This window comes from Escherichia sp. KTE96, assembly GCF_000408525.1.
GTDB classification, from domain to species: Bacteria; Pseudomonadota; Gammaproteobacteria; order Enterobacterales; family Enterobacteriaceae; genus Escherichia; species Escherichia marmotae.
The window spans coordinates 2,422,735-2,443,418 of the sequence record NZ_KE137149.1 but is presented as its reverse complement, the minus strand read 5'-3'; the positions used below and the strand labels follow the sequence as shown (position 1 = coordinate 2,443,418).

Below are 20,684 nucleotides of genomic sequence, written 5' to 3'. Positions count from 1 at the left end.
ATCACTCAGTTTTCACACTTAAGTCTTACGTAAACAGGAGAAGTACAATGGAGATTACCACTCTTCAAATTGTGCTGGTATTTATCGTAGCCTGTATCGCAGGTATGGGATCTATCCTCGATGAATTTCAGTTTCACCGTCCGTTAATCGCCTGTACCCTGGTGGGTATCGTTCTTGGGGATATGAAAACCGGTATTATTATCGGTGGTACTCTGGAAATGATCGCTCTGGGCTGGATGAATATCGGTGCCGCAGTTGCGCCTGACGCCGCTCTGGCTTCTATCATTTCTACCATTCTGGTTATTGCAGGTCATCAGAGCATCGGTGCCGGTATCGCGCTGGCAATCCCGCTGGCCGCTGCGGGCCAGGTGCTGACCATCATCGTTCGTACCATCACCGTTGCTTTCCAGCACGCTGCGGATAAGGCGGCTGAGAATGGCAACCTGACGGCAATTTCCTGGATCCACGTTTCTTCGCTGTTCCTGCAAGCGATGCGTGTGGCTATCCCGGCCGTAATTGTTGCGCTGTCTGTAGGCACCAGTGAAGTTCAGAACATGCTGAACGCCATTCCGGAAGTGGTGACCAATGGTCTGAACATTGCTGGCGGCATGATCGTGGTTGTTGGTTATGCAATGGTTATCAACATGATGCGTGCAGGCTACCTGATGCCGTTCTTCTACCTCGGCTTCGTAACCGCAGCATTCACCAACTTTAACCTGGTTGCTCTGGGTGTAATTGGTACTGTTATGGCAGTGCTCTACATCCAACTTAGCCCGAAATATAACCGCGTAGCTGGTGCGCCTGTTCAGGCTGCTGGTAACAACGATCTCGATAACGAACTGGACTAACAGGTGAGCGAAATGGTTGATACAACTAAAACTACCACCGAGAAAAAACTCACTCCGAGTGATATTCGTGGCGTCTTCCTGCGTTCTAACCTCTTCCAGGGTTCATGGAACTTCGAACGTATGCAGGCACTGGGTTTCTGCTTCTCTATGGTTCCGGCGATTCGTCGCCTCTACCCTGAGAACAATGATGCCCGTAAACAGGCGATTAAACGTCACCTCGAATTCTTTAACACCCAACCGTTCGTGGCTGCGCCAATTCTGGGCGTAACCCTGGCGCTGGAAGAACAGCGTGCTAACGGCGCAGAGATCGACGACGGTGCTATCAACGGTATCAAAGTAGGTCTGATGGGTCCGCTGGCAGGCGTGGGTGACCCGATCTTCTGGGGTACGGTACGTCCGGTTTTTGCAGCACTGGGAGCCGGTATCGCGATGAGTGGCAGCCTGTTAGGTCCGCTGCTGTTCTTTATCTTGTTTAACCTGGTGCGTCTGGCAACACGTTACTACGGCGTAGCGTATGGTTACTCCAAAGGTATCGATATCGTTAAAGATATGGGTGGCGGCTTCCTGCAAAAACTGACGGAAGGGGCGTCTATTCTCGGCCTGTTTGTCATGGGGGCGTTGGTTAACAAGTGGACACATGTCAACATCCCTCTGGTCGTCTCTCGCATCACCGACCAGACGGGTAAAGAGCACGTTACCACTGTCCAGACCATTCTTGACCAGTTAATGCCAGGCCTGGTGCCGCTGCTGCTGACCTTTGCCTGTATGTGGCTGCTGCGCAAAAAAGTTAACCCGCTGTGGATTATCGTTGGCTTCTTCGTCATTGGTATCGCTGGTTACGCTTGCGGCCTGCTGGGACTGTAATACTGTTGTACACTACCGGGGCCTTTTGGCCCCGTTTTTTTATCTGGAGGATTAATGACAATCACGGAACTGGTACTGATTCTGTTCATCGCCGCACTGCTTGCTTTTGCGATATACGATCAGTTCATCATGCCCCGCCGCAACGGCCCCACCCTGCTGGCAATTCCTTTGCTCCGGCGCGGTCGCATCGATAGCGTTATCTTTGTCGGGCTGATTGTCATTCTTATCTATAACAATGTAACCAGCCATGGCGCACAAATAACCACCTGGTTATTAAGTGCACTGGCGCTAATGGGATTTTATACTTTCTGGATCCGGGTTCCGAAAATCATCTTCAAACAAAAAGGGTTTTTCTTCGCCAATGTTTGGATTGAATATAGCCGAATTAAAGCGATGAACTTATCGGAAGATGGTGTACTGGTGATGCAATTAGAACAGCGCCGTTTGTTAATCCGCGTCCGAAATATCGACGATCTGGAAAAGATTTATAAACTTCTAGTTTCAACTCAATAAGTTATCAACTTAGCCAAAGCTATGTGTAGTGTATTTTTAATAACCAGACATAGCTTAGGCTATATTACGCCGTCCCTTATTTGTTATTATTTTTAACGTTTTATTGATATATAAATCTAAATGAAAATCGTTATCAGTAATAGCAATAGAATAATATATTCTGACAGTTGTTTTATATTCTCAAAATATGTTAAGGTTGCGCCCTCATTTGGGGAGTAGCCGATTTCCAGACTCCGGAAATGTACGTGTCAACATACTCGTTGCAAAACGTGGCGCGTACGGACTGAACATTTTCAGTCAGGCGAGACCATATGCACATCAATCGCTATGCCTGCATGAGCGCTTCTTGTCGTTCGTGTGTGCATGTTTGCTGGGGGCGATGATGTGTTTTATGGATACCCCGGTCAGGACATTGTCATGAATATCACTGCTACTGTTCTTCTTGCTTTTGGTATGTCGATGGATGCCTTTGCTGCATCAATCGGTAAAGGTGCCACCCTCCATAAACCGAAATTTTCTGAAGCTCTGCGAACTGGCCTTATTTTCGGTGCCGTCGAAACGCTGACGCCGCTGATTGGCTGGGGGATGGGCATGTTGGCCAGCCGTTTTGTCCTCGAGTGGAACCACTGGATTGCGTTTGTACTGCTGATATTCCTCGGCGGGCGAATGATTATTGAGGGTTTTCGCGGTGGAGATGATGAAGATGAAGAACCGCGTCGTCGTCACGGTTTCTGGTTGCTGGTGACTACCGCAATTGCCACCAGCCTGGATGCAATGGCTGTTGGTGTTGGTCTGGCCTTCCTGCAAGTGAACATTATCGCGACTGCGCTGGCGATTGGCTGCGCCACCTTAATCATGTCAACATTAGGCATGATGGTGGGTCGCTTTATCGGTTCAATTATTGGGAAAAAAGCGGAAATTCTTGGCGGGCTGGTGCTTATTGGCATTGGCGTCCAGATCCTCTGGACGCACTACCACAGCTAATTTATTCGTTGCCAGACGTGAATATTAAAATCCGTCTGGCAATTAAATTCTTCTTTTGCTGCCAACGCTTGCCATACCTCTGGCTTTGCGCGCCAGGCAAACGGCGTCATCTGTAACAACGCAACCGCCTCATCTCCGCGCAGGCGCATCGGATAATGTAATTCATTACTCCGCTGCAGCTCAAAACCATCCAGTTTCTCAGCATGGGGCGCATGTAGATGTACTTCATCGTAAATTAAACCCTTCAGCTCCATTAAATGCCGTGGCCCAGGAGTAGCGGTAATGACCCACCCACCCGGTTTGACTACTCGCGCTAATTCTTCTGCTTTGCACGGTGCGTAGATACGGATAATGGCATCCATACTGGCATCAGAAAACGGCAGACGGTGGCTGGAAGCGACACAAAAGGTGACCTGCTGATAGCGTTTCGCAGCAGCTTTAATCGCGACCTTAGAGACATCCAGACCAAAAGTCGTCACGCCAGGTAAGACATCGGCAAAAGCATGGGTGTAGTACCCTTCCCCACAACCAATATCCAGTATCGCCGTTGCGTGCTGCTCAAGACATTCACACAATTGAGCGACAATCGCATCGCGAAGCGGCTGATAATGACCGGCATCTAAAAATGTACGCCGCGCTTGCATCATTTCCGCACTATCGCCCGGATCGCGAGAACGTTTATGCTGAACGGGCAGCAAATTAACATATCCCTCTTTCGCCATATCAAATTGATGCCGTTGGGGACAGATATAGCTGTTTTTTTCAAGCGCTAAAGGCTGATGACAAAGTGGACAGGAAAATGACATGACAACTCCGGCAGGATACTAAAGGCCGCAAGTGTAACGCGAATCGCACGACTGGCAAATATCCGGAGACAGGAACGAAAATAAAACAAAGTAAAAAGCCTCGCAAATTCGACGAGGCTTTATAGCGAGATTGAAGCGCGTTTACACTTCAGATCAGTGGATTCGATCAGATAGCTGTTACGTTAACAGCCGCCGGACCTTTCTGGCCGTCCTGAATTTCGAACTCAACGTTCTGGCCTTCGGCCAGAGTTTTGAAGCCATTACCCTGGATAGCAGAGAAGTGTACGAACACATCTTTGCTGCCATCTGCCGGAGTAATGAAGCCAAAACCTTTAGACTCGTTGAACCACTTAACCTGACCTTTAATCTTTGCCATTTGAAAAATTCCTTAGATTGTTTTCTTCGCCCGCAGGCATTACAGAGATAAAACTGACACATTACTGCATGAGGCACTAATATAAGGCTCGGCAGAGAAGCGGTATTCAACGACAACGTGTTTACTCAGGACTTCTTTACTGAAAATGCCACACATAAACAGAACTGTACCTCGTTTAACCCGAAACTGTTATCACATACAACGTTAATTATGGCAAGCCATTTTTAAACATGTCTCGATCAGCCGCACAAATCTCGATACGCCTTCCACTTTTTTTGCACACTTATGCAACGGAATACGTGCCGATATATCGATGCACTTAACCATACCATTACACGCAGATACTTGACCTGATGCAGTTTCTAACATAGTTCAATAAGTTCAGTTCTTCCAGAGCAGCAGTACAAGTTATTACGCAATGCGAGCGATATCACTTTTTATGATATATAACGAATAAAATGTTATATAACTTCACCCAATAAAACAGATAGTTAACAACATACACAGGTGAAATGAAGAAACCAGACTTAATGCTCATTATTAATTTAAAATAAGAAAAATTGATGAATTACTAAAAAGTGAAGGGAGAAACGTTTCGCTAATAAATAATACCGCAATTGATCACAATTCCGATGTAAACATCCCAATAGCTTAGTGCGATTAATATCTTTTTCCGATACCGCTATTATGAAATAAATAACACGATAAATAATCGAAGTCAGACCAGAGTATTAATTTGAATCAATTGCACCACTATAGTGCGGATAAGATGAGTAACCCATCAGCATTAGGGCTACTCAAATTTTGAGGAAAGATTACCGTTCCGCTACCAGGCGGATGATATCTTCATCTTCAGCCGTTTTTAGGTTCTCAGCAGTATTCGCATCCGTTTTTTCAGGTTCGTTTGCTTCGCACAAACGACGTAACAGTGCATTTTGCCGTTTTTGCTGTTCCAGCAATGCCTCAAGAAGTTCAATCTGTTCGTTAGTCCGTGAACTGGCACGGTTGATGAAAAACCACAAGATGAGCCCAATAGCGAGAATTACCACCGATACAACCAAAGACGCAACGTTCATTACGCCTGAATTTACAACTTCGTTCATTTCACCACCTCTAAGTAGAGGTGTCATTCTACCACTGCCACACAGGAAGGAAATCTACTGCTGAAAAAATGATATCACCACGGGATAAATTGATTGATGGCACAAATTCCGCTGAAAAATTGTACATCCTGATCGCACATCATGTTGAATACCTGCGCCCATAGCAGCAAGCAAGCCAGCACAGCAACAACCAGAACGACCCATCGAAACTTTTTCACTCCATTCTCCGTTTAACCTACCTTATGTCATTAAACTATCATGCGTTAGTTAAACAGCGCCTAACCATGTCGATATTCGTGCTTTTTCGGAACTATACGCTTGCTTCAGTCCATATTACCGCTACGATTAAGCGAACAAAAAAGAGAAGAGGTCATAATGCGATTCATTATTCGCACAATTATGTTGATAGCACTGGTATGGACAGGATTATTACTAAGCGGATATGGTGTTCTGATTGGAAGCAAGGAAAATGCCGCTGGGTTAGGGTTGCAATGCACCTATCTGACGGCCCGGGATACCAGTACGGTACAATACCTGCACACTAAAAGTGGTTTTTTCGGGATAACCGATTGCCCACTGTTACGTAAAAACAATATCGTCGTCGATAATGGCTAATAGATTAAGGTATAAATACCCACATTAAACTCAATGAATAAAACGTACACTTATCACCAACGTATACGATATTACGCCAGCCATCAGTAACTTTATTTACCCCCCACCAGATAAGAACCTGTCTGAATATTATACAGACAGGTTCTAACTCTAATCAGAACGGATAGTCGTGATACCCCATTTGCGAGGAAATTTTACGTGCGGCCGTATGCAACATAGCTACGTACTCCTGCAAACGCTCTTCAGAGAAACGCAGCGTTGGGAAGGAGATGCTCAGACCGGCAATAACCACACCAAAGCGGTCAAATACCGGAACCGCGATACAGCGTAGTCCTTCTTCCTGCTCTTCGTTATCTTCACCATAACCTTGCTCGCGCACCTGGTCCAACACCGGTAGTAACGCTTCGGTACTGGTAATGGTACGATCGGTACTGCGTTTATACTCAACGCCCTCAAGGATCTGCTTCACTTCATCACGATCGCGCCAGGCCAGCAGCACTTTACCAATCGCGGTGCTGTAAAGCGGATTACGACGACCAATCCGTGAATACATGCGCAAATTGTACATAGAGTCAATTTTGTGGATGTAAACAATGCTGTCTTCGTCCAGTGCGCCAAGGTGGATGGTTTCTTTCGTCAGGCGGGAGATTTCGCGCATCTGGATATCTGCGCTACGAATGAGATCGACGTTTTGTAAGGCACGAGCCCCCAACTCAAACAATTTCAGGGTCAGAGAATATTTCTCCGACTCCCCTTCCTGCGCCACATACCCCAGGGTTTTCATGGTCTGTAAAAAGCGATAAACGGTGCTTTTTGACATCATGACGCGCTGTGACAGCTCGGTTATCCCTATTTCGCGCTCTTCGCCCAGCGCCTGTAAAATGCCAAAAACCTTCAGTACAGAAGATACAGAATCAGGCTGTTTATCCAGATCTGCGTTAGCCATTTATCACCTCATTGCGAGTGTTTTATAAAAATCAGAACTGTTTTTTATTATAATTTCGCGCCTGGGTGGTCGCAATCCATCTTTTGCCGGTTAGTTACAATTCTGCGACATCCGCCGTGAATATCAGTGCTAGAATCATAACCCTGTTGATTATCATCCAAAGATATAAAATTCCTATGCCAAAAGTTCAGGCCGATGGCCTGCCGTTGCCTCAGCGATACGGCGCGATTTTAACCATTATTATCGGTATTTCGATGGCGGTCCTCAACGGCGCTATCGCCAACGTCGCCTTGCCAACTATTGCTACTGATCTTCACGCCACGCCAGCCAGTTCTATTTGGGTGGTGAATGCCTATCAAATCGCGATTGTCGTCTCCCTGCTTTCGTTTTCGTTTCTGGGAGATATGTTTGGCTATCGACGCATTTATAAATGCGGCCTGGTCGTATTTCTGCTGTCATCGCTGTTCTGTGCCCTTTCTGATTCGCTGCAAATGCTAACTCTGGCGCGTGTAATACAAGGTTTTGGTGGCGCAGCACTAATGAGCGTCAATACTGCTCTTATCCGGCTAATCTATCCACAGCGTTTTCTGGGGCGGGGAATGGGAATTAACTCGTTTATTGTCGCCGTCTCCTCTGCTGCCGGGCCAACTATCGCCGCGGTAATCCTCTCCATCGCGTCATGGAAGTGGCTATTTTTAATCAACGTACCGTTGGGTATTATCGCCCTGCTTCTGGCAATGCGTTTTCTGCCACCTAATGGTTCTCGTGCCAGTAAACCACGTTTTGACCTGCCCAGCGCCGTGATGAACGCGTTAACATTTGGTCTGCTTATTACCGCGTTGAGTGGTTTTGCTCAGGGGCAATCGCTGACGTTGATTGGTGTAGAACTGGCGGTAATGGTTGTCGTTGGTATTTTCTTTATTCGTCGTCAGCTTTCTCTTCCCGTGCCGCTGTTGCCAGTGGATTTACTGCGTATTCCGCTTTTTTCACTGTCTATTTGCACGTCTATTTGCTCTTTCTGCGCACAGATGCTGGCAATGGTCTCCCTGCCCTTTTATCTGCAAACGGTGCTCGGACGTAGTGAAGTGGAAACAGGTCTACTTCTGACCCCATGGCCGCTGGCAACAATGGTGATGGCACCGCTGGCAGGTTATCTGATAGAACGCGTGCATGCTGGGTTACTTGGAGCTTTAGGGTTGTTTATTATGGCGGCGGGGCTTTTTTCGCTGGTTCTCTTGCCTGCTTCACCTGCCGATATCAATATCATCTGGCCTATGATCTTGTGCGGTGCCGGTTTTGGATTATTCCAGTCACCCAATAACCACACCATTATTACTTCCGCCCCGCGGGAACGTAGCGGCGGTGCCAGTGGCATGTTAGGTACGGCTCGTCTGCTTGGTCAGAGTAGTGGCGCAGCGTTGGTGGCACTGATGTTAAATCAGTTTGGTGATAATGGTACGCACGTCTCGCTGATGACCGCGGCTATTCTGGCAGTAATCGCTGCCGGTGTTAGTGGTTTACGGATCGCCCAGCCACGATCCCAGGCATAAAAAAAGCGCGTCAACCTGGACGCGCTTTTTGAGTATTTATTTCATCTTACTTCAGGTATTCACCCGTGCGCAGAGCCTCAATACGTTTATCCAGCGGCGGGTGGGTCATGAACAGCTCGCTCAGCGATTTTGACTTACCGTTAATGCAGAAAGCCATCATGCTGGTTGCTTCTTGCGGTTCATAGCTGGTTTTCAGGCGCTGTAGCGCAGCAATCATTTTTTCACGGCCAACCAATTTGGCTGAACCGGCATCAGCGTGAAATTCACGGTGACGCGAGAACCACATGGTGATAATGCTCGCCAGAATACCAAACACTAACTCCAGTACCGTCGCAACTGCAAAGTAGATCAGCGGGTTGCCGTTACTCTCTTCGCCTTCGTCGCGGTTACCGCCCATGAAGCCAGCGGCCAGTTGTGCCAGAATACGGGAAATAAAGATAACAAAGGTGTTCACCACGCCCTGAATCAGCGTCATGGTAACCATGTCACCATTAGCAATGTGGCTAATTTCGTGGGCAATTACCGCCTCGGCTTCATCCGGGCTCATGTTTTGCAACAAACCCGTGCTGACAGCAACCAGAGAGGCATCCCGGCGCGCACCGGTTGCAAAAGCGTTAATGTCCGGCGCATGGTAGATAGCCACTTGTGGCATAGCAATCCCAGCCTGACGCGCCTGGGTTGCAACAGTATTGATCAGCCAACGTTCCCTTTCGTTACGCGGTTGCTCGATCACTTCCCCGCCAACAGATCGTAATGCCATCCATTTGGACATCAGAAGCGAAACGAAGGAACCACCGAAGCCGAACAGCAAGGCCATAATCATCAGCCCCTGAACGCTGCTCGACTGTATCCCTGTCAGGCTCAGTACCAGCCCGAAAACGACCATAACGGCCAGGTTCGTTAGCAGGAAGAGCGCGATTCGCATCATAATTTTCTTTTTACCTCAGTTTAACAAAACGCAATATGCGATACCCACATCGTATGGGTTACTCGACTATTTTCAAGTCTGGATAGAGCGTAAGTCACCAGAAAGACACAACTTTACATTTTGTAGCATCTGATTTACGGCATCTTGCCGCTGTTAAAAAATCAGGCACAATTTCTTGTGCCTGATTGATGTTACTTGACGGGAGCGGGCTGTTCCGCGGGTCTGGCTTTTTCCAGACGCGCCAAATCAAGCGCGATGTTCACTGTCTCATCCAGATATGGATCCGGCTCCTTATAATCTTTTGGCAGATCATCCAGTTTCTTCAATGCCGGTTTTCCTTCGCGTTTAAAGCGATCGTTCAACCGCGCCAGACGCGTCGCATCATCTTCGTTATTCTCTTTTTCACGCACGGCGTAGTTCAGAGAGACGATGTTACGCTTATCCTTCATGGCGTTGAAGCGAGCGATATCCTTCATGATATTCTGGAATTCAGGATCCTTCGCGATACGCGCATTATGTTCCTTCAACAACTCCGGCTCAAATGCCGTTAAGTCTCCTGATTTCACATAGGTTGCTGCGTCGATGCTATCCCACGGCAGCGCATTATCTTCGAATTTCTCACCCGTTTCCGTCTCTTCATTGCCCGTAGGCATGATGATATCTGGCGTTACGCCCTTACGTTGCGTACTGCCACCGTTAACGCGATAGAATTTCTGGATTGTATATTGTACTGAGCCTAACGCAGGCCATTCTGGGCGCAACATCTGATCGTAGATGCGGTTCAGAGAGCGATACTGCTGGACTGTGCCTTTACCAAATGTCGGCTCGCCCACAACCAGCGCGCGACCATAATCCTGCATTGCGGCAGCAAAGATTTCCGAAGCCGAAGCACTGAAACGGTCAACCAGCACCACCAGCGGGCCTTTATAGAAGACCTGGCCGTCGGTATCACTGTCTTCACGGACTTTACCGTTGTTATCGCGAACCTGCACAATCGGACCTGATGGGATAAACAAACCAGAGAGCGATACCGCTTCAGTCAACGCACCGCCACCGTTGCTACGCAGGTCGATGATGACACTGCTGACATTTTGTTTTTCCAGTTTCTGCAGTTGAACTTTGACATCGTCCGTCAAGCCAACATAGAAGCCCGGAATATCCAGCACACCGACTTTTTCTTTGCCAACCGTCTTCACAGACATTTTAACGGCACGGTCTTCCAGACGAATGCGCTCACGCGTCAACGTCACCGTGCGGGTTTTAGTGCCTTTACCCGCAGGTAAAATTTCCAGACGAACCTTACTGCCCTTCGGCCCTTTGATTAAGGCAACAACATCATCAAGACGCCAACCGATCACATCAACCATAGGTTTACCGGTTTGTCCGACCCCGACAATTTTGTCACCAACGCTAATCGCTTTACTTTTCGCAGCCGGACCACCCGCCACCATCGAATTGATAACGGTGTAATCATCATCCATTTGCAACACTGCGCCAATACCTTCCAGCGATAAACTCATTTCAGTATTGAACTGTTCGGTATTGCGCGGGGAAAGGTAGTTGGTATGCGGATCAATTTCGCGTGCGAAAGCCGTCATTGCCAGCGAGAAAACATCTTCGCTGTTAGTTTGCGCCAGGCGGCGAATAGCAAATTTGTAACGACGCGTCAGGGTTTCACGAATTTCTTTATCCGTTTTTCCCGCCAGCTTCAGGCTTAACTCGTCGAATTTAACTTTGCTGTCCCACAGCGCGTTTAACTCAGCCTCATTTTTCGGCCAGGGTGCTTTGCTGCGGTCAAGGTTATAAGAATCATTACCGGTAAAATCCATCGGTTTTTCCAGTACCGACAACGCATACTGGTAACGTTCGAAGCGGCGTTTTTGCGCCAGATTGTAAAGATCGTAGAAAACGTCGAGTTTGCCGGAACGAAGTTCATCGCCCAACTCGGTTTTCTTTTTCGCGAATTGTTCGACATCGCTAGCCAACAGCACGTTGTGGCTGTAATCAAGCAGATTCAGGTAGCGGTCAAAGATTTTGGCCGAGAACGCCTGATCGAGGTCGAATTGTCGATAATGGGAACGGGTGAAGCGCGACGTTACGCGCTCACTCACAGTTGCATGCTGCGTCTCTTCCTTTAATACCGGAATCTGATCAGCACGCGTAATATCTTCTACAGCGAAGGTCTGGCCTGCTATTGCAAGCAGGCCAGCTAACGCGGTAAGCCTAAAAAACATGTTCATGCCTGGCCCGGCCTCCGTTTCAGAACACCAGGTGTTCTGCGCGCACAATCAAAGACATACCCGAATTCAGTTGGACGCGGACGCCGTCTTTGGTGATTTCTAATACGGTGGCATCCATCGCGTTTTGACCAGCTTTCACCTTCAGGGCTTGTCCGACAGTCAGAGCTGAAATGTCAGAAACCGGGGTATGCTGTTCTTCGCGAGGTGCTTTTACTGTTTTTGGCGCTTTCTCAGCCGGTTTTTGCGCACGAGGTTTGCGCTCGGCGCCTTCTTTACGGCGTTGCGCAGCAGGACGTGGTTTACGTTCACGACGTGGTGCATCTTCTTTCTCACCAGCAGCGATGGCAGCTTCGCGTTTTTTAGCTTGCTGTTCAGCACGCTGGGCCTGAACGCGCGCTTTCGCTTCTTCAAGCTGCTTGCGAGCATGTTCTACATGTTGCTCGTCCAGCTCACCGCAAGGGTTGCCGTCAAGATCGACACGCGTCGCGCCTGGTTTAACACCATACAGGTAGCGCCAGCTCGAAGTGTAGAGACGTAAAGCGGATCGCAGTTGCGTTTTGCTCAGGTTCATTTCCCCGGCAACACGATCGACCAAATCCTGAAAAATACCGATTTTCAGCGGACGCGCTTCACCTTCCGCACTGAAACAGTGGGGAAAACGTTCGGCCAGAAACGCGATTACTTCTTTACTGCTATTCAACTTAGGTTGATTTTCCATGAAATTTCCTGATTACAACGGACGTAGCCAACAAGCGCAGGCATGAACAGGCGTCATTATAATGACGCCATCAGTAAATGCTACGTTATCCGTTGATTATCCTGCGACGCTCGCAAAGAATTTTTTGTAATCCGTCGTTGCAAGCACCTTTTCAAGCTGTGCCACAAGCTGACGTAAGCCTTGTTCGTCCTCGTCGGTGAAGCGACCGAAGACGGTACTGTCGATGTCGAGAACGCCAATAATCTGATTTTTCACCACCAACGGTAGAACAATTTCAGAATTACTCGCCGCATCACAGGCAATATGTCCATCGAATGCGTGAACATCCTCGATTCGCTGTACTTCGTTACGGGCAACCGCGGTGCCACACACGCCGCGCCCGACGGGGATCCGTACGCAGGCAATTTTGCCCTGAAACGGTCCGAGAACCAACGTCTCATCTTCGAGTAGATAAAACCCCGCCCAGTTTACGTCGGCCAGACGTTCGTATAATAACGCGCTGGTATTAGCCAGTGTTGCCAGAAAACTGGTTTCTCCCGCCATCAGCGCATTAAAGTCGCGGTTTAAGTCCGCGTAAAATTCTGTTTTGTTCATTATATAATCACTTGGTTGTCTTACCTGGAACTGCCAGCCTATTAAAATAAGCATTAAATGCGTTAATGCTCAAGATCATTCCCATCATGAGTTAAGATTAGTGTTAATTCTTATTACATTTGGCGCGTCATGGCTCTTTACACCCCACAAGTTACGCCAACAAAAAAAATAACAGTGAGATCAATTGGCGAAGCGTTGCCGCATGGTGATTACCAACGCTGCCCGCAATGTGACATGCTGTTCAGCCTGCCAGAGATAAATTCACACCAAAGTGCCTATTGCCCACGCTGCCAGGCAAAAATCCGTGACGGACGCGACTGGTCGCTAACGCGCCTGGCGGCAATGGCCTTCACAATGCTGTTGCTGATGCCTTTTGCGTGGGGCGAACCACTATTGCATATCTGGTTGTTAGGTATTCGTATTGACGCCAACGTAATGCAAGGCATCTGGCAAATGACCAAACAGGGAGATGCGGTAACGGGCGCAATGGTTTTTTTCTGCGTTATCGGTGCCCCCCTCATTCTGGTGACATCTATTGCCTGGTTGTGGTTTGGTAATCGGCTGGGAATGAATTTACGTCCGGTGTTGCTGATGCTTGAGCGGCTGAAAGAGTGGGTAATGCTGGATATCTACCTGGTCGGCATTGCCGTTGCCTCTATAAAGGTGCAGGACTATGCCCATATCCAGGCCGGTGTCGGCCTATTCTCTTTTGTAGCGCTGGTGATTTTAACGACGGTGACGTTGTCACATCTTAATGTTGAACAGTTGTGGGAGCGATTTTACCCTGAACGCCCTGCCACGCGTAGGGATAAAAAACTACGCGTTTGTCTGGGGTGTCACTTTACCGGCTACCCTGATCCGCGCGGTCGCTGTCCCCGTTGCCATATCCCGCTTCGCCTGCGTCGCCATCATAGTATTCAAAAATGTTGGGCGGCGCTGTTAGCTTCAATCATCTTGTTGTTTCCTGCCAACCTGTTACCTATTTCGATCATTTATCTGAACGGTGGTCGACAAGAAGATACGATCCTTTCCGGGATTATGTCGCTGGCGAACAGCAATATTGCCGTTGCCGGAATCGTATTTATCGCCAGTATTCTGGTGCCATTTACTAAAGTGATTGTTATGTTCACTTTATTGTTGAGCATTCATTTTAAGTGCCAACAGGGGTTACGTACGCGAATAATGTTACTGCGAATAGTGACCTGGATTGGCCGCTGGTCGATGCTGGATCTGTTTGTCATTTCTTTAACCATGTCGCTGATTAATCGCGATCAAATCCTCGCTTTTACTATGGGACCGGCTGCGTTTTATTTCGGCGCAGCGGTTATTTTGACTATTCTTGCAGTGGAATGGCTGGACAGCCGCTTACTTTGGGATGCACATGAGTCAGGAAACGCCCGCTTCGACGACTGAAGCGCAAATTAAAACTAAACGCCGTATCTCACCTTTCTGGCTACTGCCATTCATCGCGCTAATGATAGCCGGTTGGCTAATTTGGGGGAGTTATCAGGATCGAGGCAATACCGTCACCATCGATTTTATGTCGGCGGATGGCATTGTTCCGGGTCGCACACCTGTTCGCTATCAGGGCGTTGAAGTCGGAACGGTGCAGGATGTCAGTCTGAGCGACGATCTGCGTAAGATTGAAGTGAAGGTCAGCATCAAGTCCGATATGAAAGATGCGTTGCGCGAAGAGACGCAGTTCTGGCTGGTGACGCCAAAAGCTTCGCTGGCAGGTGTTTCCGGGCTGGATGCGCTGGTCGGCGGAAACTATATCGGCATGATGCCAGGTAAAGGTAAAGAGCAAGATCACTTTGTCGCCCTCGATACCCAGCCCAAATATCGGCTGGATAATGGTGATCTTATGATCCATCTGCAAGCCCCCGATCTTGGTTCGCTGAACAGCGGCTCGTTGGTCTATTTCCGCAAAATCCCGGTGGGGCGAGTCTATGACTATGCGATCAATCCCAATAAGCAAGGCGTGGTGATTGATGTCCTGATTGAGCGGCGCTTTACCGACCTGGTGAAAAAAGGCAGTCGCTTCTGGAATGTTTCTGGCGTTGATGCCAATGTCAGTATCAGTGGCGCGAAGGTGAAACTGGAAAGTCTGGCTGCTCTGGTTAACGGTGCGATTGCCTTCGACTCGCCGGAAGAGTCGAAACCTGCCGATCCGGAAGATACCTTTGGTCTGTATGAAGATCTCGCCCACAGCCAGCGTGGGGTGCTCATAAAACTGGATCTGCCAAACGGAGTCGGATTAAGCGCCGATTCAACGCCGCTCATGTACCAGGGACTGGAAGTCGGGCAACTGACCAAACTGAATTTAAATCCAGGTGGCAAAGTTACTGGTGAAATGACCGTTGATCCCAGCGTAGTTACCCTACTTCGTGAAAATACTCGCATTGAGTTACGTAACCCGAAATTATCCCTCAGCGATGCCAATCTGAGTTCCCTACTGACCGGCAAAACCTTCGAACTGGTGCCAGGTAATGGCGAGCCACGCAAAGAGTTTGTTGTTGTGCCTGGCGAGAAAGCCCTGCTGCATGAACCGGATGTTATGACGCTGACCCTGACCGCGCCGGAAAGTTACGGTATTGATGCCGGTCAGCCGTTAATTCTGCATGGTGTACAGGTAGGCCAGGTAATTGAACGTAAACTTACCAGCAAAGGCGTCACCTTTACCGTTGCCATCGAACCGCAGCATCGTGAACTGGTAAAAGGTGACAGCAAATTTGTCGTTAATAGCCGTGTTGACGTGAAAGTGGGACTGGATGGCGTCGAGTTCCTCGGTGCCAGCGCCTCAGAATGGCTCAACGGTGGCATCCGCATTCTGCCGGGCGAAAAAGGAGAGATGAAAGCCAGCTATCCGCTGTATGCCAATCTGGAAAAAGCCCTGGAAAACAGCCTGAGCGATTTGCCTACAACGACCGTGAGTTTGAGCGCGGAAACGCTGCCAGATGTGCAGGCGGGATCGGTAGTGCTGTACCGCAAATTTGAGGTTGGTGAAGTTATTACCGTACGTCCTCGGGCCAATGCCTTTGATATCGATCTGCATATTAAGCCGGAATATCGCAATCTCCTGACCAGCAACAGTGTGTTCTGGGCGGAAGGTGGCGCAAAAGTTCAGCTTAACGGCAGCGGCCTGACCGTACAGGCATCACCGCTTTCACGGGCATTAAAGGGGGCTATCAGTTTCGATAACCTCAGCGGTGCCAGCGCCAGTCAGCGTAAAGGCGACAAGCGAATTCTATATGCTTCCGAAACAGCCGCTCGTGCGGTTGGCGGGCAGATTACGCTCCATGCTTTCGATGCCGGAAAACTGGCTGTTGGTATGCCAATTCGCTATCTCGGTATTGATATCGGGCAGATCCAGACGCTGGATCTGATCACCGCACGCAATGAAGTACAGGCAAAAGCGGTGCTCTATCCGGAATATGTCCAGACCTTCGCCCGCGGAGGTACGCGCTTCTCGGTGGTCACACCACAGATTTCGGCAGCGGGCGTTGAGCACCTTGATACCATCCTTCAGCCGTATATCAATGTCGAACCTGGTCGGGGTAATCCTCGCCGTGACTTTGAGTTGCAAGAAGCCACCATTACCGATTCTCGTTACCTTGATGGCTTAAGCATTATTGTTGAAGCGCCAGAAGCCGGGTCATTAGGCATTGGTACTCCGGTACTGTTCCGTGGTCTGGAAGTAGGTACGGTTACCGGAATGACGCTGGGGACATTGTCAGATCGGGTGATGATTGCGATGCGCATCAGTAAGCGATACCAGCACCTGGTGCGTAACAATTCCGTCTTCTGGCTGGCATCGGGCTACAGTCTGGACTTTGGCCTGACGGGTGGTGTGGTGAAAACCGGCACCTTTAATCAGTTTATCCGTGGAGGGATCGCCTTCGCTACCCCACCAGGAACGCCACTGGCACCGAAAGCTCAGGAAGGCAAACACTTCCTGTTGCTGGAAAGCGAACCGAAAGAGTGGCGTGAATGGGGCACCGCCCTGCCTCGTTAATCTCCTTCTGCTCCGGCGTGCCTGCGCCGGAGCGTTTATGCTAAACTGCGCGCCTGTTTTTTTCCGCTGGTACATACTTGTGGCTCAACACACCGTTTATTTCCCGGACGCCTTTTTGACGCAAATGCGCGAAGCGATGCCTTCGACGCTCTCTTTTGATGATTTTCTCGCCGCCTGCCAGCGCCCGTTGCGCCGCAGCATTCGCGTTAATACGCTGAAAATCTCCGTTGCTGATTTCCTGCAATTAACCGAGCCTTACGGCTGGACGTTAACACCGGTTCCCTGGTGTAAGGAAGGTTTCTGGATTGAACGCGACGATGAAGAGGCATTACCGTTGGGCAGTACCGCCGAACATTTAAGTGGCCTGTTTTATATTCAGGAAGCCAGTTCGATGTTACCGGTTGCGGCGTTGTTTGCCGATGGTAACTCCCCGCAACGGGTGATGGATGTGGCGGCTGCGCCGGGATCAAAAACCACGCAGATTGCTGCGAGTATGAATAATGAAGGCGCGATCCTTGCCAATGAGTTTTCCGCCAGCCGGGTAAAGGTGTTACATGCCAATATCAGCCGCTGCGGTATCAGTAATGTAGCTTTAACGCATTTTGATGGCCGCGTGTTTGGTGCAGCGTTGCCAGAAATGTTCGACGCCATTTTGCTGGATGCTCCCTGCTCCGGTGAAGGTGTGGTACGTAAAGACCCCGACGCGCTGAAAAACTGGTCACCGGAAAGCAACCTGGAAATCGCCGCCACCCAGCGTGAACTGATTGACAGTGCATTTCATGCCTTACGTCCTGGCGGTACGCTGGTTTACTCGACCTGTACCTTAAACCGTGACGAAAACGAAGCCGTTTGCCTGTGGCTGAAAGAGACTTATCCCGATGCAGTAGAGTTTTTGCCGTTGGGCGATCTCTTCCCTGATGCAAAAAAAGCGCTGACCGAAGAAGGCTTCTTGCACGTCTTCCCACAAATTTATGACTGCGAAGGCTTCTTCGTTGCTCGTCTGCGTAAAACTCAGGCCATTCCTGCCTTACCCGTACCGAAATACAAAGTGGGCAATTTCCCGTTTAGCCCAGTTAAAGATCGCGAAACCGCACAAATTCGGCAGGCGGCTGCGAATGTTGGCTTACAGTGGGACAAAAACCTGCGTCTCTGGCAGCGTGATAAAGAAATCTGGTTATTCCCGGTGGGCATTGAAGCGTTGATCGGTAAAGTCCGATTTTCTCGTCTGGGAGTAAAACTTGCCGAAACGCATAACAAAGGTTACCGCTGGCAGCATGAAGCGGTCATTGCCCTTGCCTCACCCGACCACGCTAACGCGTTTGAACTAACACCACAAGAAGCAGAAGAGTGGTATCGTGGGCGCGATGTTTACCCGCAGACCGCACCAACCGGGGATGATGTGTTGGTCACCTTCCAGCGCCAGCCAATCGGTTTAGCCAAACGTATTGGCTCGCGACTGAAAAACAGTTACCCGCGTGAGCTAGTGCGCGACGGAAAACTTTTTACGGGTAAAGCCTGACAGTACACAAAAAGCGCACGTTTTGACTGGCGAATCTGACTGCCTTGACTAGGCTGAAAAATGGTGCGATCGGACTGGTCGTACCACAACCAGCACTTCAATGGAGAGCACGAAGATGAAAACCAGTGTGCGCATAGGCGCTTTTGAAATCGATGACGGCGAGTTACACGGCGAATCGCCTGGTGACCGAACGTTGACCATTCCCTGTAAATCTGACCCGGATTTATGTATGCAACTGGATGCCTGGGACGCTGACACCAGCATTCCTGCCCTGCTAAACGGCGAACACTCTGTCCTTTACCGTACCCGCTACGATCAACAGTCCGATGCCTGGATTATGCGCCTTGCCTGATCCAAAAAGAACCCGTCGGCATGACGGGTTATTTATCCCGGTTATTTTCCCGTTGTAAAATCTCTCCTAAACTTAACGGTACGGCAACGCACTTCGAGGATGAAATGTTCGCGCTGGTACTTTTTGTTTGCTATCTGGACGCTGGTTGTGAAGATATTGTGGTTGATGTCTACAATACGGAACAGCAGTGCCTCTACTCAATGGACGATCAACGGATCCGCCACGGTGGCTGTTTTCCCGTTGAAGATTTCATTGATGGGTTCTGGCGGCCTGCGCAAGATTACAGTGACTTTTAATTACTGGAGTCGTTCCAACGTGAGTGTTCCACCAAAGACCGCGCCGGTATCAATATAATGCAAGTTACCGATATCTACGCGATGGCGTAATGGCGTATGACCAAACCAGAAATGATCAGCGCCGGTAATTCCCTGCCCTTTTCGGCCTTCACGCAATCGCGAGCGACTCCACAACACCTGATGCAGATCGACTTCCTTATGCCACTCATAAATATCATTGGGGTAATCCGCATGGGCGATGACATGCAGTCCGCTACTACAGCTTAATTCAATTATCCACGGCAAAGACCCGCACTTTTCCAGCGCCCTTCTCGCTTGCTCACGTTGGTGCTCTGTCAGTGCGGCAAACCAGTCGCCACCATTCATAAACCACAAAGACATCTGCTGCGATGCCAGCGCATCCATCGCCATCTGCTCATGATTGCCTCTTACCGCCCTGACCCAGCGTTGATCCAGTAATTGCAGGCAACGCAAACTCTCCGGGCCACGATCGATAACGTCACCAACCGAGATTAACAAGTCTTGCCACGGGTCAAACCGGCAGAACCATAATTTCTCTCGCAGTTGCGCCAGGCAGCCATGAATATCACCCACCAGCCAAATATGTCGCCACTGACTACCATCAATTCTCTGATAGATGTGGCCTGCCTGTTTCATCAATTCCTTACTCCCGCGCATAAGATCACATTATTTTAACAAAAATGTTAAAAAAGCCTGGACTGAAGCAGTAGAGTGTGTGTTATGGTTGATTGTGAAGTCAGTGAGGGAAAAGCAGTAATGCCATTATCAAACTGGCTTTATAGATAAAAAGAGACCGAACACGATTCCTGTATTCGGTCCAGGGAAATGGCTCTTGGGAGAGAGCCGTGCGCTAAAAGTTGGCATTAATGCAGGCTTAGTTGCCTTGCCTTTTAAGAATAGATGACGACGCCAGGTTTTCCAGTCCGCGCGTAAAGTGGTCAGAAAAAAAGCGCGTTTATCATCCTCTAAAATGTTAAAAACCGCCCGTTCTGGTGAAAGCACCCGGGCGGTTTTTTATTTAAAATCAAAAAATTACTATAGATAATTAACAGAGTCTCTCAGCTCTTTCAATAAACGGTGCCAGACTCACTTTTTCACCTGGTTTATTGGGATCATCAATCTGGATCACCGAAATGGGCTGGGCTTTAGTCTTCCCGCTGGCTACTTCCTTTTGTGCGATATCGTTTAAAGGATACTGCACCAGGGTACTTGGGTTAATGACATACAAAGCATTGCCCGGACGACAGGTCAGCATCACCTCTTCGCGATTAAACGCCCATTTGTCTTTACCCATTTCAAAACGGCTGACGGTAATCACCTGCGGAGCCGCCAACGCCGCTGCCGAACTGGTGAGTAACAGAAACGCCAGAATACTTTTTTTCATCATTTTCGTAAT

23 protein-coding genes are annotated in these 20,684 nt (G+C 49.1%); 11 read left to right on the top strand and 12 right to left on the bottom strand.

The annotated features are described in order from the left end of the window. Positions 1-47: 47 nt before the first annotated feature. The 4 genes from manY (at position 48) to mntP (ending at position 3,209) form a co-directional block, all read left to right on the top strand. Complete coding sequence (gene manY, locus A1WG_RS03200; protein WP_000406934.1) at positions 48-848, top strand: PTS mannose transporter subunit IIC; 801 nt, start codon at positions 48-50, stop codon at positions 846-848. Between the two features lie 12 nt (positions 849-860). Continuing rightward, entirely contained in the window at positions 861-1,712 is an 852-nt protein-coding gene (gene manZ / locus A1WG_RS03205; protein ID WP_001516270.1) for a PTS mannose transporter subunit IID, read from the top strand. 54 nt (positions 1,713-1,766) lie between these two features. Further along, a complete protein-coding gene (locus tag A1WG_RS03210; RefSeq protein ID WP_000156311.1) occupies positions 1,767-2,225 on the top strand; it encodes a DUF986 family protein in 459 nt (152 codons plus the stop codon). 417 nt (positions 2,226-2,642) lie between these two features. Further along, complete coding sequence (mntP, locus tag A1WG_RS03215; RefSeq protein WP_001027737.1) at positions 2,643-3,209, top strand: manganese efflux pump MntP; 567 nt, start codon at positions 2,643-2,645, stop codon at positions 3,207-3,209. Here the strand turns inward: mntP and rlmA are convergent. The 5 genes from rlmA to mgrB form a co-directional block, all read right to left on the bottom strand. Next, positions 3,206-4,015 (bottom strand): 23S rRNA (guanine(745)-N(1))-methyltransferase, encoded by an 810-nt coding sequence (rlmA, locus tag A1WG_RS03220; RefSeq protein ID WP_000010094.1) that lies wholly within the window; start codon positions 4,013-4,015, stop codon positions 3,206-3,208. The genes mntP and rlmA overlap by 4 nt on opposite strands. Positions 4,016-4,181: 166 nt before the next feature. Then, positions 4,182-4,391 (bottom strand): transcription antiterminator/RNA stability regulator CspE, encoded by a 210-nt coding sequence (gene cspE / locus A1WG_RS03225; protein WP_001062678.1) that lies wholly within the window; start codon positions 4,389-4,391, stop codon positions 4,182-4,184. A gap of 39 nt (positions 4,392-4,430) precedes the next feature. Continuing rightward, a complete protein-coding gene (locus A1WG_RS0122375; protein ID WP_032141266.1) occupies positions 4,431-4,547 on the bottom strand; it encodes a DUF2627 domain-containing protein in 117 nt (38 codons plus the stop codon). Positions 4,548-5,206: 659 nt separating this feature from the next. After that, positions 5,207-5,494, bottom strand: coding sequence for a YebO family protein (locus A1WG_RS03230; RefSeq protein ID WP_001006870.1), 288 nt, complete (start codon positions 5,492-5,494; stop codon positions 5,207-5,209). Positions 5,495-5,568: 74 nt separating this feature from the next. Beyond that, positions 5,569-5,712 carry a PhoP/PhoQ regulatory lipoprotein MgrB gene (gene mgrB / locus A1WG_RS0122365; RefSeq protein WP_000714549.1) on the bottom strand — a complete coding sequence of 48 codons (144 nt, stop codon included), beginning with the start codon at positions 5,710-5,712 and terminating at the stop codon, positions 5,569-5,571. A 157-nt stretch (positions 5,713-5,869) separates the two neighbouring features. Here mgrB and A1WG_RS03235 point away from each other — a divergent pair, with 157 nt between their 5' ends. Next, positions 5,870-6,109, top strand: coding sequence for a YobH family protein (locus A1WG_RS03235; protein WP_001211005.1), 240 nt, complete (start codon positions 5,870-5,872; stop codon positions 6,107-6,109). Positions 6,110-6,263: 154 nt separating this feature from the next. Here the strand turns inward: A1WG_RS03235 and kdgR are convergent, their stop codons facing one another. Beyond that, positions 6,264-7,055 carry a DNA-binding transcriptional regulator KdgR gene (kdgR, locus tag A1WG_RS03240; RefSeq protein WP_001262177.1) on the bottom strand — a complete coding sequence of 264 codons (792 nt, stop codon included), beginning with the start codon at positions 7,053-7,055 and terminating at the stop codon, positions 6,264-6,266. 176 nt (positions 7,056-7,231) lie between these two features. On the opposite strand from kdgR, the gene A1WG_RS03245 reads away from it, so the two are divergent. After that, entirely contained in the window at positions 7,232-8,605 is a 1,374-nt protein-coding gene (locus A1WG_RS03245; RefSeq protein WP_016242630.1) for an MFS transporter, read from the top strand. A gap of 46 nt (positions 8,606-8,651) precedes the next feature. On the opposite strand, the gene htpX is transcribed toward A1WG_RS03245, so the two are convergent. The 4 genes from htpX to msrC all read right to left on the bottom strand — a co-directional run bounded on the left by htpX (position 8,652) and on the right by msrC (position 13,085). Then, positions 8,652-9,533 carry a protease HtpX gene (gene htpX, locus A1WG_RS03250; RefSeq protein ID WP_000984500.1) on the bottom strand — a complete coding sequence of 294 codons (882 nt, stop codon included), beginning with the start codon at positions 9,531-9,533 and terminating at the stop codon, positions 8,652-8,654. A gap of 191 nt (positions 9,534-9,724) precedes the next feature. Next, the gene (gene prc / locus A1WG_RS03255; protein ID WP_001516268.1) at positions 9,725-11,773 is read right to left on the bottom strand and encodes a carboxy terminal-processing peptidase; all 2,049 of its coding nucleotides are present in this window, start codon (positions 11,771-11,773) and stop codon (positions 9,725-9,727) included. A gap of 19 nt (positions 11,774-11,792) precedes the next feature. Next, a complete protein-coding gene (gene proQ / locus A1WG_RS03260) occupies positions 11,793-12,491 on the bottom strand; it encodes an RNA chaperone ProQ (RefSeq protein ID WP_000431382.1) in 699 nt (232 codons plus the stop codon). 96 nt (positions 12,492-12,587) lie between these two features. After that, entirely contained in the window at positions 12,588-13,085 is a 498-nt protein-coding gene (msrC, locus tag A1WG_RS03265; protein WP_001043873.1) for an L-methionine (R)-S-oxide reductase, read from the bottom strand. A 129-nt stretch (positions 13,086-13,214) separates the two neighbouring features. Between msrC and yebS the strand changes: the two genes are divergently transcribed. The 5 genes from yebS (at position 13,215) to A1WG_RS03290 (ending at position 19,267) form a co-directional block, all read left to right on the top strand. Next, the gene (gene yebS, locus A1WG_RS03270; protein ID WP_001516266.1) at positions 13,215-14,498 is read left to right on the top strand and encodes a membrane integrity lipid transport subunit YebS; all 1,284 of its coding nucleotides are present in this window, start codon (positions 13,215-13,217) and stop codon (positions 14,496-14,498) included. Beyond that, positions 14,467-17,100: a lipid-binding membrane homeostasis protein YebT gene (gene yebT, locus A1WG_RS03275; protein ID WP_000076949.1), complete on the top strand. Its 2,634-nt coding sequence runs from the start codon at positions 14,467-14,469 to the stop codon at positions 17,098-17,100. The genes yebS and yebT overlap by 32 nt, the downstream gene beginning before the upstream one ends. A gap of 79 nt (positions 17,101-17,179) precedes the next feature. Further along, positions 17,180-18,619 carry a 16S rRNA (cytosine(1407)-C(5))-methyltransferase RsmF gene (rsmF, locus tag A1WG_RS03280; protein WP_024191868.1) on the top strand — a complete coding sequence of 480 codons (1,440 nt, stop codon included), beginning with the start codon at positions 17,180-17,182 and terminating at the stop codon, positions 18,617-18,619. 115 nt (positions 18,620-18,734) lie between these two features. Continuing rightward, complete coding sequence (locus A1WG_RS03285; protein ID WP_001516264.1) at positions 18,735-18,971, top strand: YebV family protein; 237 nt, start codon at positions 18,735-18,737, stop codon at positions 18,969-18,971. Between the two features lie 104 nt (positions 18,972-19,075). Beyond that, positions 19,076-19,267 (top strand): YdfD/YebW family protein, encoded by a 192-nt coding sequence (locus tag A1WG_RS03290; RefSeq protein WP_001516263.1) that lies wholly within the window; start codon positions 19,076-19,078, stop codon positions 19,265-19,267. Here the strand turns inward: A1WG_RS03290 and pphA are convergent, their stop codons facing one another. Together pphA and A1WG_RS03300 are read right to left on the bottom strand one after the other, a co-directional pair. Then, the gene (pphA, locus tag A1WG_RS03295) at positions 19,268-19,924 is read right to left on the bottom strand and encodes a protein-serine/threonine phosphatase (protein ID WP_000806226.1); all 657 of its coding nucleotides are present in this window, start codon (positions 19,922-19,924) and stop codon (positions 19,268-19,270) included. A gap of 409 nt (positions 19,925-20,333) precedes the next feature. Continuing rightward, complete coding sequence (locus A1WG_RS03300; RefSeq protein WP_000976465.1) at positions 20,334-20,675, bottom strand: YebY family protein; 342 nt, start codon at positions 20,673-20,675, stop codon at positions 20,334-20,336. Between the last annotated feature and the right edge of the window lie 9 nt (positions 20,676-20,684).

Coding starts and splice junctions, on each gene's coding strand:
- manY (WP_000406934.1), top strand. CDS start 48: ATGGAGATTACCACTCTTCAAATTGTGCTGGTATTTATCGTAGCCTGT.
- manZ (WP_001516270.1), top strand. CDS start 861: ATGGTTGATACAACTAAAACTACCACCGAGAAAAAACTCACTCCGAGT.
- A1WG_RS03210 (WP_000156311.1), top strand. CDS start 1,767: ATGACAATCACGGAACTGGTACTGATTCTGTTCATCGCCGCACTGCTT.
- mntP (WP_001027737.1), top strand. CDS start 2,643: ATGAATATCACTGCTACTGTTCTTCTTGCTTTTGGTATGTCGATGGAT.
- rlmA (WP_000010094.1), bottom strand. CDS start 4,015: ATGTCATTTTCCTGTCCACTTTGTCATCAGCCTTTAGCGCTTGAAAAA.
- cspE (WP_001062678.1), bottom strand. CDS start 4,391: ATGGCAAAGATTAAAGGTCAGGTTAAGTGGTTCAACGAGTCTAAAGGT.
- A1WG_RS0122375 (WP_032141266.1), bottom strand. CDS start 4,547: ATGTGTGGCATTTTCAGTAAAGAAGTCCTGAGTAAACACGTTGTCGTT.
- A1WG_RS03230 (WP_001006870.1), bottom strand. CDS start 5,494: ATGAACGAAGTTGTAAATTCAGGCGTAATGAACGTTGCGTCTTTGGTT.
- A1WG_RS03235 (WP_001211005.1), top strand. CDS start 5,870: ATGCGATTCATTATTCGCACAATTATGTTGATAGCACTGGTATGGACA.
- kdgR (WP_001262177.1), bottom strand. CDS start 7,055: ATGGCTAACGCAGATCTGGATAAACAGCCTGATTCTGTATCTTCTGTA.
- A1WG_RS03245 (WP_016242630.1), top strand. CDS start 7,232: ATGCCAAAAGTTCAGGCCGATGGCCTGCCGTTGCCTCAGCGATACGGC.
- htpX (WP_000984500.1), bottom strand. CDS start 9,533: ATGATGCGAATCGCGCTCTTCCTGCTAACGAACCTGGCCGTTATGGTC.
- prc (WP_001516268.1), bottom strand. CDS start 11,773: ATGAACATGTTTTTTAGGCTTACCGCGTTAGCTGGCCTGCTTGCAATA.
- proQ (WP_000431382.1), bottom strand. CDS start 12,491: ATGGAAAATCAACCTAAGTTGAATAGCAGTAAAGAAGTAATCGCGTTT.
- msrC (WP_001043873.1), bottom strand. CDS start 13,085: ATGAACAAAACAGAATTTTACGCGGACTTAAACCGCGACTTTAATGCG.
- yebS (WP_001516266.1), top strand. CDS start 13,215: ATGGCTCTTTACACCCCACAAGTTACGCCAACAAAAAAAATAACAGTG.
- yebT (WP_000076949.1), top strand. CDS start 14,467: ATGAGTCAGGAAACGCCCGCTTCGACGACTGAAGCGCAAATTAAAACT.
- A1WG_RS03285 (WP_001516264.1), top strand. CDS start 18,735: ATGAAAACCAGTGTGCGCATAGGCGCTTTTGAAATCGATGACGGCGAG.
- A1WG_RS03290 (WP_001516263.1), top strand. CDS start 19,076: ATGTTCGCGCTGGTACTTTTTGTTTGCTATCTGGACGCTGGTTGTGAA.
- pphA (WP_000806226.1), bottom strand. CDS start 19,924: ATGAAACAGGCAGGCCACATCTATCAGAGAATTGATGGTAGTCAGTGG.
- A1WG_RS03300 (WP_000976465.1), bottom strand. CDS start 20,675: ATGATGAAAAAAAGTATTCTGGCGTTTCTGTTACTCACCAGTTCGGCA.